The organism is Coprobacter secundus subsp. similis (assembly GCF_015097275.1).
Classification (GTDB): domain Bacteria; phylum Bacteroidota; class Bacteroidia; order Bacteroidales; family Coprobacteraceae; genus Coprobacter; species Coprobacter secundus.
In genome coordinates this window covers 2414794-2431677 of the sequence record NZ_AP023322.1, presented here as the reverse complement: position 1 = coordinate 2431677, position 16884 = coordinate 2414794, and the positions used below count along the sequence as shown (strand labels likewise).

Below are 16884 nucleotides of genomic sequence, written 5' to 3'. Positions count from 1 at the left end.
AGTATTATGCTAAAATCATTACCTTTGTAGCAGATATTAGAGTAAGAGAAGTATCTTTTTTAAATGATAGATTATAATACTTTTGATAATAAAACAGCAGCCTATTATACTTTGGGTTGTAAGTTGAATTTTGCAGAAACGTCTTCAATTGGAAAACTTTTAGAAGAGCGGGGTATACGTCGTGTACGGGCAGGAGAAAGTGCAGATATATGTGTTATAAATACGTGTTCTGTAACAGAGTTAGCGGATAAAAAATGCCGGCAGGCTATTCGTCGGATTGTCCGTCAACATCCAGAAGCCTTTATTGTGGTCACTGGATGCTATGCTCAATTAAAACCTGAAGATGTTGCGGATATTCCGGGGGTTGACCTTATATTAGGCGCAGAGCAGAAATTAGATATCCTATATTATCTTGGAGATTTGCATAAAAAACAGCATGGTGAAATCGTGACAACGGGTAGTGAGGATATCAGGACTTTTAGTCCTTCATGTTCTAAAGGGGACCGAACCCGATATTTTTTAAAAGTGCAGGATGGATGCAATTATTTCTGTACATATTGTACTATTCCGTTTGCTCGGGGACGTAGTCGTAATGGCTCTATAGATAGCATGGTGAAGCAGGCGGAAGAAGTTGTTCGTAATGGAGGAAAAGAAATAGTTTTGACAGGAGTGAATATTGGTGATTTTGGCCATTCTACAGGTGAGACTTTTTTTGATTTGATAAAAGCCCTCGATTCTGTCGAGGGTATCGAAAGGTTCCGTATTTCGTCAATAGAGCCTAATTTGCTTACTGATGAAATAATTGATTATGTAGCTACTTCAAAGAGGTTTGCCCCACATTTTCATATTCCGTTGCAGTCGGGAAGTGATGATGTGTTGAAGCTAATGCACCGACGTTATGATACGCATTTATTTGCTCATAAGATAGAGAGAGTGAAAATGGTATTACCAGATGCTTTTATCGGAATAGATCTTATTGTTGGTGTTAGAGGCGAGACAGAAAAACTTTTTGAGGAGACTTATCATTTTGTTAATAGTTTAGATGTATCACAATTACATGTATTTACATATTCTGAACGTCCCAATACCCAGGCATTAAAGATTTCTCATATCGTTACGTCCCAAGAGAAACACGAACGTTGCCGTAAGATGCTTGAGATTTCTGAGCAAAAACTTCAAGAATTTTATGAAAAGCAACAAGGGAAATTACGTCCAGTTTTGTTTGAACATCCCAAAAAAGGGATGCCGATGCATGGATTTACAGATAACTATATCCGTGTAGAAGTTCCATACGATAAAAATCTGGTAAACAAGCGTTGTTCGGTTGTATTGGGCGATTTCAATGAAGCAAAAGACGCGCTAAAGGCAGAACAAATTCTTGAGTAAGAAATTATGAAAAAGGTTACTATAGAAAATATATTATATTCACCTCTTTATTTGTGTTTTAAATTACATGCAATGTTGCCATTGCGTGTATTATATATTTTATCTGATATTTTATTTTTTCCTCTATATTATATCATCCGTTATCGACGAAAAATGGTTATTGAAAATATGAGAAATTCTTTTCCCGAAAAAGATGATAAAGAGATATTGAGGATGGAAAGGGCTTTTTACCATCACTTTTGTGATTATGTAGTTGAAACAATAAAACTGATGCATATTTCCGATGAGGAAATGCGTATGCGAACACAATTTTATGGTGTAGAACTTTTAGATAAAGCTATTGCAGAAGGGCGTTCATGCCTGATGTATTTAGGTCATTATGGTAATTGGGAATGGGTTCCATCTGTTACTTTGTGGATGCATAATCCAGAGGTGATTTTTGCTCAAATATATCGTCCTCTGAAAAATAAATGGTTCGATCATTTTTTTTTGAAACTTCGTTCCCGATTTAATTCTCATTGTATACCCAAGCAAGATACTTTACGCGAAATAATTCGTTATCGAAATTCTGGACAACCGTCGATTACCGGATTCATGGCTGACCAGACTCCGTCCCCTACAAATATTCATTTTTGGATGACTTTTTTGAATCAAGATACCCCAGTCTTGACTGGAGTGGAAAAAATTGCTAAAAAAGTCGATTTTGCAGTATTTTATTTTGATGTAGAAAAAGTCAGGCGTGGATATTATGCCGTTACTATACGGGAGGTAGAACTCCATCCTAAAGAAGCTTCGGAGTTTGATATTACTCGTAAATACATGGGCCTGATGGAAAATACGATTAGACGTGCTCCAGAGTATTGGTTATGGACTCATAATCGATGGAAACATAAAGGTTTAAAGAAAAAATGATGGAGAGATTGAAAAAAGTTGCTGTTATCATATTGAATTGGAATGGTAGGAAATTGTTAGAAGAGTTTTTACCTTCTGTATATCAATTTACGACATCGGAAATTGCAGATATTATTGTTGTGGATAATGGCTCAACAGATGATTCTGTGTCCTTTTTGTTGCAAAATTATTCCAACATACAATTATTACTTTTTTCTGAAAATTATGGTTTTGCAGAGGGATATAATAGAGCTATTTCTCAGCTTGATTATGAGTATGTAGTCCTTCTTAATTCTGATGTTGAGGCGACGCCTTATTGGTTAGAACCGCTTTTATCTTATTGTGAGAAGCATCCGGAAGTTTCAGCATGTCAACCAAAGTTACTGTCATATCGTGATAAAGATTATTTTGAATATGCAGGTGCGTCTGGAGGTTTTATTGACCGATACGGATATACTTTTTGTCGAGGACGGATATTTGATACAGTAGAAAAAGATAGTCACCAATATGATAATATAACTGATATTTTTTGGGCAACAGGTGCTTGCTTATTTATTAGAAGAAAAGATTATTTGGATGTGGGAGGGTTAGATACTCACTTTTTTGCACATATGGAGGAAATTGATTTGTGTTGGAGAATACATTTACTAGGTAAAAATATTGTCGTTGTCCCTCAAAGTATTATGTATCATTTGGGAGGAGCAACCTTGGATGTTTCTAACCCTAAAAAGACATATTTAAATTTTAGAAATAATCTACTTATGCTATATAAGAATTTGCCTTTAAGAGATGGGCGTTGTTTATTATTTATAAGAAGATTGCTTGATACCATTGCGATGATAAAATTTTTATTAGGAGGACATTGGGCAGATGTGAATGCTGTTTGGTTGGCCCATCGTGATTATCGTAGAGATAAAAAAAAGTATAGGAATCAACCTTCTATAAATTTATTAAAAATATTTCCTGAGGCTCATCGAAATATTGTTGTTGATTATTTTTTAAGGAGAAAGAAATATTTTTGATAAGAAAGCTGATTCTGAATTTTATGGACTTTTTCAAAGTATGTTACGTATTTATTCTCTTTTTTAATATTTAGTCTATACTATACATGTCATTGAGACATACAAGCCCAGCAGTTGAGATTTCATTTATACGTTTTTGTGTACGATCAAACCTCCAAGCTTTCTTTATGTCTGTAAATTTTTCTGAATCCATCCAGTCCGTATTATCGGGGAGTAGAACTATGATTTCTGGGTCAATTTCGCCTTCATACATTACATTTCCGGTCCATCCGATATTTAACCCTATGCCAGGAATAATTAATGTATCTAATAGTTGCCAAGAAGGCATCCCTTGTTTATCTCTTCCTGCAAATTCGTCAAAAAGGAAAAATGTTTGTTGAGTGGAATCGTTTTGTAAAATATGTATACCATAATCATCAGATATTAGAGCGCCACCTAAGTCAATACAATGCTTGAACTCGGGCAAATCGAGTGCATTTGCATAAATAGTAGTTGCCGTTTCAGCAAGATCAGATGTTGGATCAATTGTGATATTAACAATTTGGGTTGTATCTTCGGAAATATTTATTTTACTATTCTTTGATGAACAGCCGTACAAAAAGGAAAACAATAAACAAGAAAAAATTAATTTTTCCATACTAAGTTTATATTAGTAAAAGCTTTGAACAGCTTTAAGGTACAAAAATCTCATTCCGAAAACGATGTAAAATTAATAATAAAGATCTATCCTTACTCAAATTTATGCAGATAATTTTGATATTTTTCTTTTCTCTTTTATTTATATTTGTAATATGGAATTCAGAACAATTGTATCTATAAAAAAATTACCATACTCAATAACTCATGAACAAAAGATTATGATGCTTGGGTCATGCTTTGCTGAAAATATAGGCAAGTATATGCTGCAGTATAAATTTAATATTGATCTGAACCCTTTTGGAATTTTATATAATCCTGCTTCGATAGCCCATTCGCTATATATGTTATTACAGAATAAAACATTTGCAGAGTTTGATTTATTCCGGGAAGGGCAGCTATGGCATAGCTTTTCACATCATTCTCGTTTTTCTCATATTGATTTGCATACTTGTTTAAATGAGATAAACACTCGATTGGCACAAGGGGCTATAATTTTAAAAAATGCAGATTGGCTTATAATAACATGGGGTACAGCTTGGGTATATCGTTTAACAGAGACGGGAGAAATTGTATCAAATTGTCATAAATTACCAGAAAAATATTTTATTCGTCAGAGGTTGTGTCCAAATGAGATAACTGATATGTGGATTCCTTTGATATCTGAATTACTACAAGAAAATCCACGATTAAAAATATTGATGACAGTAAGCCCTGTACGTCATTTTAGAGATGGGGCTCATGCTAATCAGCTGAGTAAATCTACTCTTTTGTTGGCTACAGAGTTACTATGTTGCACTTTCCCGGATAATTGTTTTTATTTTCCTTCATATGAGATTGTGATGGACGAATTAAGGGATTATCGGTTTTATGATAGTGATATGGTTCATCCGTCAGAACAAGCGGTTGAGTATATCTGGGAACAGTTTAGTTTAAGTTGTTTTAGTGAAAAAACGAGACAAGAGAATGCAGAATGGGGTAAAATATTTAAATCTTTGAATCATAAGCCATTGACATCAGATTTAAATGCATATAAAGATTTCGTAATGCAAAACTTGTTTAAACTGAAAAAATTTCACCAAAAATACCCTTACTTTGACCTTTCAAATGAGCTAAAATCATTAGAATGTCTCTTGAAAACATTATGATATAATGAATTATACTATTTCTGAAATAGCAGTTATTATTAAGGCTGAAGATTATAAGTTTCCTGAAAAGGAGGTTTCTGTGATATTGACGGACAGCCGTTCTCTTACTTTTCCGGAAGAGACTCTTTTTTTTGCATTGGTAACAGAACGTAACAATGCGCACCGATATATATATGATTTGTATCGTAAAGGTGTAAGGCATTTTGTTATTAGTGATAATATTGCTAATAAAGACAAGATGCCGGATGCTAACTTTTTGAAAGTTCCTGATACATTGGCCGCTTTGCAACAGTTAGCAACAGCGCATCGTAATCGTTTTGATATTCCAGTAATTGGTGTAACTGGTAGTAATGGAAAGACGATTGTTAAAGAATGGTTATATCAGTTACTTCATGAAGATTATAATATGGTTCGTTCTCCACGGAGCTATAATTCTCAGATAGGAGTACCGTTGTCTATATGGCAGATGAATGAAAGTACAGAATTAGCGGTTATTGAAGCTGGCATATCTCAACCAGGAGAAATGGATAAGTTAGAAGCTATTATAAAACCGACAGTAGGTATCATTACTAATATAGGAGGTGCTCATCAAGAGGGTTTTGCTTCAATGCAAGAGAAAAGCTTGGAAAAGTTGACCTTGTTTAAGGATTCTGATTGTATAATTTATAATGGAGATTCTGCACTGATATCTGATACTGTTGAAAAAATGTGCCTTGGCACACGGGAAATAGCTTGGTCTTATAAAGATAAAAACGGACCTCTGTATATCATAAAAGTCACTAAAGAGGATGAAAATACTCGTATCCGTTATTCTTATTTGCAGTATGAGGGTGAATTTGCAATTCCTTTTGTTGGAGATGCTGCTGTTGAAAATGCAATACATTGTTTGGCTGTTATGTTATACCTTGGAAAGGGTCCGAATGAAATAACAAAAAAAATGGCAAAGTTAGAACCCGTTGCTATGCGCCTTGAAGTGAAAGAGGGACGAAATAATTGTTTAGTCATAAACGATACATATAATTCAGATATAAATTCTTTAGAAATAGCTCTTGATTTCCAGGTAAGAAGAGCAACTGCGGGCATGCGTAGAACTCTTATTTTGTCAGATATATTGCAATCGGGAATGTTGCCTGCAACTTTGTATCGGAAAGTTTCACAAATATTGATGCATAAAGGTGTAGATCGCTTAATTGGTATTGGTCCAGAGATTTCTGCTTGTGAGAAATCTTTTGGAATGGATGCTGAATTTTATTTGACAACTGATTCTTTCTTAAATTCAGGAGCGGCAGAACGCTTCAATAATGAACTGATATTGATTAAGGGTTCTAGAGATTTTCATTTTGAACAAATATCAGAAGCTTTGGAGTTGAAGCAACATGAAACAATTTTAGAGGTTAACTTAGATGCTTTAATTGATAATTTTAATTTTTATCGTCAAAAGCTTAAACCAGAGACGAAAATTATCTGCATGGTGAAGGCTTTTGGGTATGGAGCTGGTTCTTATGAAGTGGCGAAATCATTACAGGATAGGGGATGTGATTATTTGGCGGTTGCAGTTGCGGATGAAGGTGCTGAATTAAGAAAGGCCGGAATAACTATGCCTATTATGGTGATGAATCCGGAAATGAACAGTTTCCGTACTTTATTTGGTTATTCTCTTGAGCCGGAAATATATAGTTTTAAGCTATTGAAAGCATTTTCAAAAGAAGCAGAGCAATTGGGAATAATGCATTATCCTGTACATATAAAAATTGATTCTGGAATGCATCGTCTTGGATTTACATTTGAAGATATGCCTCTTTTGGTTAATGAATTAAGTGCTATGCCGTCAATAAGAGCACGCTCTGTATTTTCTCATTTTGCAGGTAGTGATGAGACTCGTTTTGATGATTTCTCATTGCGTCAAATAGCAATATTTAAAGATTGTGCTCGTATAATACAAAATGTTACACCATTTCCTGTTATGAGGCATATATTGAATACTGCAGGAATTTCAAGATTTACAGATGAGCAGATGGAAGGTGTGCGTTTGGGATTGGGGTTATACGGAATTTCGCCTATTGGAAATGAACCAGGTTTGCGTAATGTGAGTACTTTGAAGACTACAATTTTGCAAATTAAAGAATTGGATGCAGACCAAACTGTTGGTTATAGTCGTAAAGGTGTATTATCAAGAAAATCTCGAATTGCTGCTTTGCCCATCGGTTATGCTGATGGAGTTGACCGTCATCTGGGGAATGGTAAGGGATATGTGATTATTAATGGTAGGCAGGCACCTTACGTTGGCAATATATGTATGGATGTGTGTATGGTCGATGTGACAGACATAGATTGTCAAGAAGGAGATAAAGTTGAGATATTTGGTGATCAGCTGTCCGTTTGTGTGTTAGCAAAATGGTTAGATACAATTCCGTATGAGATTTTGACATCAGTTTCATCTCGTGTAAAACGAGTTTATTATAGAGAATAAAAGAGTTCTTTGGAATGAAGGGGAGTATAATTTGATTATTCAGTGATATTAATTAAAAAGTATAAATAAAATTGACTGAATTATTGCGATTCAGTCAATTTTATTTTAAGAATTTAATTTAAGGTTGTTTTTTTATATTTAGCTGGTATTTGCGTTATAAGCTGGATAAAATATTTTTGTATTTTTAATGCCTGTTCTTTATTTACTGTTAAATAACGATGTTTCCCTTTAGGATTGACGATAAAAGTTGTTGCTCCGGTATTGTCAATATTCAAAGTTCCCCATTCAGAATTTCCAAAAAATTTTTTTTCTTTTTCAACAGCATAGAGTACTGCTGTTAAATCCCATGTTTGACGGTCATATGGCATTTGCATATAATTTATATATCCAATGACTAATGGGTTAGGAGATTTCCATTTGAAGTCATTTTCAATAGACTGAGCTGGAAATAAGATAGCATCACCGACTTCGTAGGGCGAAATCATAATAGGGGTAGGCCATTCATTAATAAATTTTTGTGCAGATGGAATGTCGCAAAAGACGTTGAATTCTTTATGGTTTTGATCTTTGATATTACCCATCATAGTAGATACATATTTTACTTTTTTTCTTATTAGTTCTATTCCGGAAAGCGTAGAATATTTGTCTGCTGGTGAATCGAGTAATTGTGCTAAATTAGTAGAAAATCCGACGGAGATGATGATGACAGAATTGTCTGGTTGTTCTGATAAGATTTTTCTATAAAGAGAGACTGATTTATAAAAATCATCATAGTTATTGATTGTGCGATTAAAAACTAAATTCCCATTTTGCTTTAGTTCACATGTATGTTTAGTAAAGGGTGCATTGTTATCTTTGTCGGTTCCATTTTCAACAACTCCTATTGGAATATTATGACCATACCATGTATTCATTATATCTAGATATTCTGCGCAATATTTCCCTTTCTTGCTTGTGGGGATGGCTAATAAATTTATCTGTCCGTTTTCAATATATTTGTATAACATATCTAGAGCAAGAGCATCGTCTATATCGTTACCCATATCTGTGTCGAAAATAATAGATAAAGGAGTTTTGTCAACAGAAGTATTATTTATTTGTTTTTTGTTACAACATCCTATAATTATTGAAGGGAATAAAAATAATCCAGTTAAATAAAGTACTGTTTTCATGGTTATTTTTTTAAATATTATGAGTATTGTCGGATTCAGAAGTTTCTTCTATAACAGAAAATTCATCCCGTATAGCAATTAATTCTGATTTTATGTTTTTAAGATGGTGAATAATCTCATGATTTCGTATGACCCCATCTTTATTTTCTTTTAGTTTTTTTTTTGCCCCGCTTAATGTCAAGCCTTTTTCTTTGGTAAGATAATAAATAAGCCTAATATTTTCTATATCAACAGGAGAATAATACCGTGTACCTTTGCTTGATTTTCGAGGATTGATAATATCGAATTCTTTTTCCCAAAATCGGAGTAATGACTCATTAACATTAAAATAATCAGCTACTTCACCGATAGTATAATATAGGCGATGTTGATTGGTTTCGTTATTTTTCATTGTTTATAATTTAGTCCATTATACGTCCTTGATTACTTGCAATTTGGATCATCTTATCATAATCTTGAGGACTTAAATCAAAGAAATAATAATTGATTGGATTATCATGCTTTCCTTTATAAATGACTTCGTAATGAAGATGTGGACCGGTCGATTTTCCTGTGTTGCCAACCAGTCCGATTTCTTCTCCACGTGAGACTTTTTGACCATTTTTTACTTTGATTGCACTTAGATGGGCATATCGAGTTTTGTAATCGTATCCGTGGTCAATGAGTATTGTGTTTCCGTAACCTTGTTTCCATCCGGTTTCTATGATTGTTCCATTACCAGTAGCATATACGGGGGTTCCTATATCTGAAGCAAAATCCATTCCTGCATGAAATTTACGTGTATTATAAATAGGGTCGATGCGTAGCCCGTATCCAGATGCAGTTTTTTTTAAGTCTTTGTTTGAGATAGGTTGTATTGCAGGTATACTTTTTAGACGATCTTCTTGTTGTTGCCCTAGTTTTACTAATTCATCGATAGAATTACTTTGAACATATAGTTGGCGAGTTAATAGGTCGACTTTACGAGTAGTAGATACAATTAGTTCTGCGTCACTTAGTTTCATTAATTCCTTATACTGAGCTTCATTATTTAATCCAGCATTTCGAACAGCGGCATTTATAGGTTCGGCTTGTAATATGACACGATATAAATTGTCATCGCGTTGTTGTATATCGGACATTACCTTTAGAGCTTCATCCAATCGACGAGAAAGTAATTTATATTGAGCTTTTATTGTTTGATTTTCTTGTTTTAATAATCGTTCTTGTGGAGAGTCTATGAAATAATTGAAAATAGTAAAAATCAAAAATCCAATAATAATCCCTATTATTAAGTGTCGTAATACGGTGAATACTTTTTTCCGGAAAGAAGGGTAGACTCTTTCATAGGAAAGTGTATTCGGATTATATATGTAAAAAATTTTTCGTTTCATTTTCAGTATCTTCCTAATTTGGGGACTTTAACTTGGAATAAATAACAAATATCGTATATCGATTAGAAAATTTTTATGCAACGATAGCCACAAAAATAATATTTTAGACTATTTTTGCAAACTGTTTTTCAGAATATTAATATACAGGAATGACTAAATATTAGTATTAGAAAAATTTTTCAATTGTAATTATTAAACGAACAGATATGCTTACAGCTAAAGAAATCCGAGAATCGTTCAAAGACTTTTTCAGATCGAAAGGACATCAAATTGTTCCTTCTGCACCTATGGTTATTAAAGATGATCCTACATTGATGTTTACTAATGCCGGGATGAATCAGTTTAAAGACATTATACTGGGAAATGTGCCAGCGCGTTATAAACGGGTAGCCGATTCTCAAAAATGTTTACGGGTAAGTGGAAAACACAATGATTTGGAAGAAGTAGGTCTAGATACATACCATCATACGATGTTTGAGATGCTAGGTAACTGGTCTTTTGGTGACTATTTTAAACAAGAGGCTATCGATTGGGCTTGGGAATATCTGGTAGATGTATTGAAGTTGAATCCAGAACGGTTGTATGCGACTGTTTTTGAAGGATATGTACCTGAAGGTCTTGAACGAGATAATGATGCTGCGACATTTTGGGAAAAGCATTTACCGAAAGAACATATTATAAATGGAAATCGGCATGATAATTTCTGGGAAATGGGAGATACAGGCCCTTGTGGCCCTTGTTCTGAAGTCCATATTGATTTGAGAAGTGAAGAAGAAAGAGCAGAAATTGATGGACTGAAATTAGTGAATGCAGGGCATCCTCAGGTAATTGAAATCTGGAATCTTGTGTTTATGCAGTATAATCGTAAAGCAGACGGAACATTAGAACCACTACCCGCTAAAGTGATAGATACAGGTATGGGATTTGAACGTTTGTGTATGGCTTTACAAGGGAAAAAATCAAATTATGACACTGATGTATTTCAGCCTATAATTGGTACAATTGGAAAGCTATGCGGAAAGAAATATGGGGAAAATGAGCAGACTGACATTGCTATGCGTGTTGTTGCTGACCATGTTCGAACAATCGCTTTTTCTATTACAGATGGACAGCTACCGTCAAATGCAAAAGCTGGATATGTAATACGTCGTATTTTGCGTCGTGCTGTTCGGTATGGATATACTTTTTTAGGGCAACATCAGGCGTTTATTTATACGTTAATACCTACGCTTATTGATACAATGGGAGATGCCTATCCTGAGTTAATATCTCAACAAACGTTGATTGAGAAAGTGATAAAAGAAGAAGAGGAGGCTTTTTTACGGACGCTTGAGACGGGTATCAAATTGCTGGATAAAGTCATGGAAGATACGACTGTTTCAGGGAGTAAGTGTATCAGCGGTAAAGATGCATTTACATTATATGATACTTATGGCTTTCCTCTTGATTTGACAGAACTTATTTTAAAAGAAAAGGGGCTGACGGTAGACATTAAGGAATTTAATATCCAGATGCAACAACAAAAGGAAAGGGCTCGTAATGCTGCAGCAGTTGAGACAGGAGATTGGATAATCGTTAGAGAAGGAGAACCTCATTTTGTTGGATATGACTTTACAGAGTGTGATACAGAAATTTTGCGTTATCGTAAAATAAAACAAAAAAATCAGGAATTGTATCAGATTGTTCTTGATAAGACTCCTTTTTATGCAGAGAGTGGTGGTCAGATAGGAGATAAGGGGACATTAATTAATGAAAATGAGATTATTGAAATTGTAAATACAAAGAAAGAAAACAACTTAAGTGTACATATTGCCAATTGTCTTCCAAAGGATGTCACAGTGACGTTTAGAGCTGTGATAAATAAAGATGCGCGCATCGCTACTGCGTGCAATCACTCGGCAACACATTTGTTGCATGAAGCTTTGAGAGAGGTCTTAGGTATTCATGTAGAACAAAAAGGGTCGTTGGTTACTCCGGATTCATTAAGATTCGATTTCTCTCATTTTCAGAAAGTTACCGATGATGAGATTCGCCGAGTAGAGAAATTAGCTAATATAAAAGTTCGTCAAAGTATTCCATTAGAAGAACATCGTAATATGCCGATTGCCGAGGCTAAAGCAATGGGTGCGATGGCTTTGTTTGGTGAGAAATACGGAGAAGAAGTACGGGTAATTAAGTACGGGTCTTCTGTTGAATTGTGTGGAGGTACACATGTTGCAAATACGGGAAATATCGGAATGATACGTATTATATCAGAGAGCTCCATTGCCGCAGGAATACGACGAATAGAAGCCGTGACAGCAGCTAAAGCAGAAGAATTGGTAAATTTTCAACAGGATGTATTGAAAGAAATACGAAATGTATTTAATAATGCTCCTGATATTATGGCAGCTATTCGCAAAGCAATAGAAGAGAACGGTGAATTAAGAAAGCAGGCAGAAGATTATTTGAGGGAGAAAGTAGAGCTTGTTAAAGACCAGTTGATTAAAAATATGGTCGATCGTTCTGGTGTGAAATTAATTCGATTCAATGCTATTGTAATGCCTGAAATCGTTAAAGATGTGGCATTCAGAATAAGAGCACAAATAACTGACCACTTGTTATTTGTTGCTGGTACAACAGAGCCATCTAGTGGAAAGCCACTTCTTACAGTCATGTTAAGTGATGATATGGTTGCAGCAGGGTTGAATGCTTCAAAAATTGTTCGGGAAGCTGCTAAACAAATTCAAGGAGGAGGAGGAGGACAACCTCATTTTGCTCAGGCAGGAGGAAAAAATGCTGATGGAATTGTTGCTGCTATTGATAAAATAATAGAATTGGCAGAAATTTAGATGTTTAGTTTTCGATTGATTTGTTTAAAGGTTTTCTAGTATATTCTAAACTAATAGTCATGGGAGAGGAGCTATCTTTAATTGTTTTGATACTCCTCTCTTATTTTTAGTATAAAGGAACCAAGATTAAAAATCTTTTGAACTTATCAGGTTAAAATTTGGACTGAGATATTCAAATAAATAACTTTGAAATAATACTATGAAAATGTTCAGTGGCGATAGTAGACTATTTGACATAGAACTTTAGATTTTTTACTTCGATATCTGATATTCTACTAAAAATATATATACCTGTTGATAAGTCTCCTATATATATTTTTGTTCCCTGTATTTTCCCTGACTTTATTATAGCTCCAGTAAGCGTTCGGATATAGTAAATATCGTTTATCCCGCTATTTGGACAGAAAATGAATTTATTGTAATAATAATCTGGATTTTTTTCGTCAAAAATCTGGCAAAATACGCCGGTTGGTTCAAAATATTCAAAAGCTCCGATAGATGCTTTGCCATTGATATCCCTTTCGCGTCCGCATTGGTCGTATTTAAGTATTTTGTACTGTTCTTGTCCCCCGTCAAGATCTACGTTTACCATGAAAGATTCGTTCATCAATCTTTGCGTTAATACATTTATTGGAGAGTTATAGAATGTGGGAGTTATAATTTTTACTACCGGAGTATGACTGATATTTTCTGTCATGTTAGCTGAAAATATTCCGTGGTCGATATATCCGTCAAGAAGGCTTGCTACTTGTGTTATTCCTGTATTTTTATCTGGAGCCATAATATTGGAATTTCCTACTTGAGTATTAATACTACCTGATGATGTAAATACATTATAATTACTTGCCCTTAAGTGGCTTCCTTTATCATAAATATCACAGAAATCATGTTTGGAAGAATGGTTTCCAGCCACAATATTATTGTACATATATACCCATCCGGAGTTAAGTTGGAGAGCTGAGCCGTTGATTGTATTTATATTCTGATTTCCTGTGATAGTATTATTTACCATTACAAGATATGCATCGTTTCCAGTGTTGAAATATATGGCACTACCTCCCTCTGGAGGATCGTTATCCGACAGTTGTGAGACGGTATTGATGTTGTTTGCTATTGTATTATTTATGAAAGTATATCTTGCTGAAGAAGGGGTGTTAATGGAAAAGTTTCCAATCCCTGCAGATTTATTGTTATAAAAACTACATCCATATATATAGCAGTCATTGCATTCTTCAATACTTACAGATGCTCCATTATTTGCTTTATTATGAGCGAATGTACAGTTTATAATATTAGTTTGTCCCCAATTGGAGGAATTAATGTCTACAGCTCCACCATTTTTGGCTTGATTGTATTTAAATGTACAATTTTTCATTTCCAATTTGCCAAGAGCCCGTAAAGCTCCTCCAGATGCAGCAGTTCGGTTGTTTATAAATACAATATTATTTAACTTGAGTCCTGAACCTGAATTGTATAGAGCTGCAGACTTGGTACCATTTTGGGCGGTGTGGTATCCATTACTCAAAATGAAATTAGATAAGGTAAGGCAATAGGGGTATTTGACGTATATCAGATTAAAAGTATTGTCTTCATACCCAGATATTACTTTTCCGTTTTCATTATATATGTCATTTTGAGTATAATCTCCAGTGAGAGTTGAATATCCTGATATTTTACTGAAATCCAAACTATATCCTCCGATCATACTTATAGCTTTCTCTAAAGTAATATATGATGCTTGAGGAGATTTTGTGGTTGCGAGGTAAATACCTTCAGCAACCTTTATTGTGTCAAGAGTTTGTGCCATTTCAATGGCTTTGATTATACTTTTCAGGGGAAATTCCCGATTCCCGGAATTACTGTCTTCACCTTTAGGGGAAACATATATACTATGAGGAACATAGCGATCTTTTAGTGTCATAACGGCTTTTATACAACTATGGTCAGAAGGCATGATTCCTCGTCCATAATCTTCATTTATTGTTTTATAACTTAATATATTCGCATTTCTTTTGTATATGAAATCTATGCGTTTTTTTGCGTTACCATTCGGATCCCATTCTTTATTTTGTGTGCCTTCTGGACCTTCTGGTATTGTCTCTGACACAAGATAAGAGTCTTCCATGTATGATTTCATTTGATAGTGAGCAGTTTTTTCTTTTGCTTTACAATTCATATCTCCAACTAAAAAAACGGGATATCCACTACTGATTTTGTTAATTTTTTCAATATTTATTCGAGAGCCTTCTCTTCGTGCAATTACACTCTTTGTGTCTAAATGAGTACTAAAGAAGTAGAATATTTCATTTGATGTGTTGATTTTCAATTTTGCCCAGATTGTTGCTCGTGGCAAATCAGCACCCCAGCTTTTATCAGGTATTTCAGGATTGGATGATAAGAAAAAGTGTCCACTATCTAATAATGTGAATTTTTCTTTTTTAAATGCTATTCCTACTTCATACCCTATTTCTTTTGTCGTTATTATTTTATAATCGGGAAGGAGTTCTATCAAATCTTTTTTTTGTGTTTCTTTTTCTACTTCTTGAAGTCCTATTACATCAAAATTGTTATCAATAATTGTTTTTGCTACAAATTTTTTACGATTATTCCAATCTCGGTTCCCTATTTTAGTGAAATCATTAGGGTCATGAATCATTATGTTATAAGTTCCAATATTATAATTGTCTGCAAATGTAGTAAGGCATATTGTATTGAAGAATATGCTCCAAATGTATGGTAATACTAAGTGAAAGAAATGCTTTTCCATTGTTTTTAAAGTTTATGACATTAAATTCTTTGGCAAAGAAAAATATTTTTCCACTTAAGTATACTTTCGTTTTTTAATTATATACGAATATGATAATATTTGAGAAAAATCTGCAAGTATTTCACTGACGATATATGATTTAGACGACTTATTTTGTTGAAATCAGAATGTTCTATTGTAATTTGAAAGAAAAATTCTTAATGTTTTATCGATAAACTTTTCTATATCATCGATATGATATTATAAAGATCTTCAAAAGGCTATATAACAGAATGGTTTCTAATGATAAGAAGATAGGATTATTGAGTCTTTAGTTAGATAATGAAGATGATATTTTTGTAGTTTTTTCGTAAAAAGAACAGACTAAAATTTAATATTTTAGTCTGTTCTTTTTTGCCTTTAATGGCAATTGCTACTATCACAGTCAGAATGGTTGCAGTTGCAACCCTCGCAGCTACCACAGGTAGGATGAAGTTCTTCAGGAGTAGCTTCCCGTACCAATTCAATACTTCCGATAAAATGGAGGTCTTCTCCGGCTAATGGATGATTAAAATCCATAACTACAATATCTTCCTTTACTTCAAGAACTGAACCATTTAATCTGTTTCCATTTGAATCCATCATAGGTACAGTATTCCCTTCGTAAATCATATCTTTATCGAAGACTCCATTTACTTCGAAAATTTCTTTCCCAAGTTCTAATACATGATCTTTGTCATATTCACCGTATGCATCATTACAAGGAATAATAAAATCAAATTTGTCTCCAGCTTTAAGACCTTTTAATTTTTCTTCAAAAGCTGGAAGCATTTGGTCTGTGCCGAAAACAAATTTTAGAGGGTTTTCTTTGGTGGCTTTTTCCATCAATTCCTGTTCGTTATTTTCTCCAACATAAAGATCATAAGTTGCCTCTACATATTGTCCGGGTTTGATAATTTCCATATTCGATATTTATTTTCTATATATTAATATTTTACAAAGCTACGAAAACTTTTTAGTTATCTTTTAATATGAAGATTTTTTACTTTACTTTTTGATATTATTAATAGCCGAATCGAAAGAGACCTATGCTAAAGAAACATTAAATAGAAAATTTATATTAGTACCTTTTTAAAAACAAAAGTGGATTTATTTTGTTGTAATAGATGATTTATTATTTTTTATTTAAAAAATGAAGAAAATCATTGA

General features: G+C 33.8%; 12 protein-coding genes. 6 read left to right on the top strand and 6 right to left on the bottom strand.

Annotated elements, in window-relative coordinates:
- Positions 1-63: 63 nt before the first annotated feature.
- The 3 genes from mtaB to Cop2CBH44_RS09615 are packed head-to-tail and all read left to right on the top strand — an operon-like array spanning position 64 to position 3299.
- Positions 64-1386 carry a tRNA (N(6)-L-threonylcarbamoyladenosine(37)-C(2))-methylthiotransferase MtaB gene (gene mtaB, locus Cop2CBH44_RS09625; RefSeq protein ID WP_021929992.1) on the top strand — a complete coding sequence of 441 codons (1323 nt, stop codon included), beginning with the start codon at positions 64-66 and terminating at the stop codon, positions 1384-1386.
- A 6-nt stretch (positions 1387-1392) separates the two neighbouring features.
- Positions 1393-2298, top strand: a complete 906-nt coding sequence (locus tag Cop2CBH44_RS09620; RefSeq protein WP_200754708.1) for a lysophospholipid acyltransferase family protein — start codon at positions 1393-1395, stop codon at positions 2296-2298.
- An 8-nt stretch (positions 2299-2306) separates the two neighbouring features.
- Positions 2307-3299, top strand: coding sequence for a glycosyltransferase family 2 protein (locus Cop2CBH44_RS09615; protein WP_200755948.1), 993 nt, complete (start codon positions 2307-2309; stop codon positions 3297-3299).
- A 70-nt stretch (positions 3300-3369) separates the two neighbouring features.
- Here the strand turns inward: Cop2CBH44_RS09615 and Cop2CBH44_RS09610 are convergent, their stop codons facing one another.
- On the bottom strand, positions 3370-3936 hold the full coding sequence (locus Cop2CBH44_RS09610; protein ID WP_021929994.1) for a hypothetical protein: 567 nt from the start codon (positions 3934-3936) through the stop codon (positions 3370-3372).
- Between the two features lie 154 nt (positions 3937-4090).
- Between Cop2CBH44_RS09610 and Cop2CBH44_RS09605 the strand changes: the two genes are divergently transcribed.
- Entirely contained in the window at positions 4091-5083 is a 993-nt protein-coding gene (locus Cop2CBH44_RS09605) for a GSCFA domain-containing protein (protein WP_200754707.1), read from the top strand.
- A 4-nt stretch (positions 5084-5087) separates the two neighbouring features.
- On the top strand, positions 5088-7553 hold the full coding sequence (locus Cop2CBH44_RS09600; protein ID WP_200754706.1) for a bifunctional UDP-N-acetylmuramoyl-tripeptide:D-alanyl-D-alanine ligase/alanine racemase: 2466 nt from the start codon (positions 5088-5090) through the stop codon (positions 7551-7553).
- A 113-nt stretch (positions 7554-7666) separates the two neighbouring features.
- On the opposite strand, the gene Cop2CBH44_RS09595 is transcribed toward Cop2CBH44_RS09600, so the two are convergent.
- The 3 genes from Cop2CBH44_RS09595 to Cop2CBH44_RS09585 are packed head-to-tail and all read right to left on the bottom strand — an operon-like array spanning position 7667 to position 10098.
- Positions 7667-8725, bottom strand: coding sequence for a nucleoside hydrolase (locus Cop2CBH44_RS09595; protein ID WP_200754705.1), 1059 nt, complete (start codon positions 8723-8725; stop codon positions 7667-7669).
- A 10-nt stretch (positions 8726-8735) separates the two neighbouring features.
- On the bottom strand, positions 8736-9116 hold the full coding sequence (locus tag Cop2CBH44_RS09590; protein WP_021929998.1) for a MerR family transcriptional regulator: 381 nt from the start codon (positions 9114-9116) through the stop codon (positions 8736-8738).
- Positions 9117-9126: 10 nt separating this feature from the next.
- The gene (locus tag Cop2CBH44_RS09585) at positions 9127-10098 is read right to left on the bottom strand and encodes a M23 family metallopeptidase (protein ID WP_021929999.1); all 972 of its coding nucleotides are present in this window, start codon (positions 10096-10098) and stop codon (positions 9127-9129) included.
- A gap of 206 nt (positions 10099-10304) precedes the next feature.
- Here Cop2CBH44_RS09585 and alaS point away from each other — a divergent pair, with 206 nt between their 5' ends.
- A complete protein-coding gene (gene alaS / locus Cop2CBH44_RS09580; RefSeq protein WP_021930000.1) occupies positions 10305-12929 on the top strand; it encodes an alanine--tRNA ligase in 2625 nt (874 codons plus the stop codon).
- Positions 12930-13155: 226 nt separating this feature from the next.
- Here the strand turns inward: alaS and Cop2CBH44_RS09575 are convergent, their stop codons facing one another.
- On the bottom strand, positions 13156-15696 hold the full coding sequence (locus Cop2CBH44_RS09575; RefSeq protein ID WP_200754704.1) for an endonuclease/exonuclease/phosphatase family protein: 2541 nt from the start codon (positions 15694-15696) through the stop codon (positions 13156-13158).
- A 399-nt stretch (positions 15697-16095) separates the two neighbouring features.
- Positions 16096-16638: an FKBP-type peptidyl-prolyl cis-trans isomerase gene (locus tag Cop2CBH44_RS09570; RefSeq protein WP_021930002.1), complete on the bottom strand. Its 543-nt coding sequence runs from the start codon at positions 16636-16638 to the stop codon at positions 16096-16098.
- Between the last annotated feature and the right edge of the window lie 246 nt (positions 16639-16884).

Coding starts and splice junctions, on each gene's coding strand:
- mtaB (WP_021929992.1), top strand. CDS start 64: ATGATAGATTATAATACTTTTGATAATAAAACAGCAGCCTATTATACT.
- Cop2CBH44_RS09620 (WP_200754708.1), top strand. CDS start 1,393: ATGAAAAAGGTTACTATAGAAAATATATTATATTCACCTCTTTATTTG.
- Cop2CBH44_RS09610 (WP_021929994.1), bottom strand. CDS start 3,936: ATGGAAAAATTAATTTTTTCTTGTTTATTGTTTTCCTTTTTGTACGGC.
- Cop2CBH44_RS09605 (WP_200754707.1), top strand. CDS start 4,091: ATGGAATTCAGAACAATTGTATCTATAAAAAAATTACCATACTCAATA.
- Cop2CBH44_RS09600 (WP_200754706.1), top strand. CDS start 5,088: ATGAATTATACTATTTCTGAAATAGCAGTTATTATTAAGGCTGAAGAT.
- Cop2CBH44_RS09595 (WP_200754705.1), bottom strand. CDS start 8,725: ATGAAAACAGTACTTTATTTAACTGGATTATTTTTATTCCCTTCAATA.
- Cop2CBH44_RS09590 (WP_021929998.1), bottom strand. CDS start 9,116: ATGAAAAATAACGAAACCAATCAACATCGCCTATATTATACTATCGGT.
- Cop2CBH44_RS09585 (WP_021929999.1), bottom strand. CDS start 10,098: ATGAAACGAAAAATTTTTTACATATATAATCCGAATACACTTTCCTAT.
- alaS (WP_021930000.1), top strand. CDS start 10,305: ATGCTTACAGCTAAAGAAATCCGAGAATCGTTCAAAGACTTTTTCAGA.
- Cop2CBH44_RS09575 (WP_200754704.1), bottom strand. CDS start 15,696: ATGGAAAAGCATTTCTTTCACTTAGTATTACCATACATTTGGAGCATA.
- Cop2CBH44_RS09570 (WP_021930002.1), bottom strand. CDS start 16,638: ATGGAAATTATCAAACCCGGACAATATGTAGAGGCAACTTATGATCTT.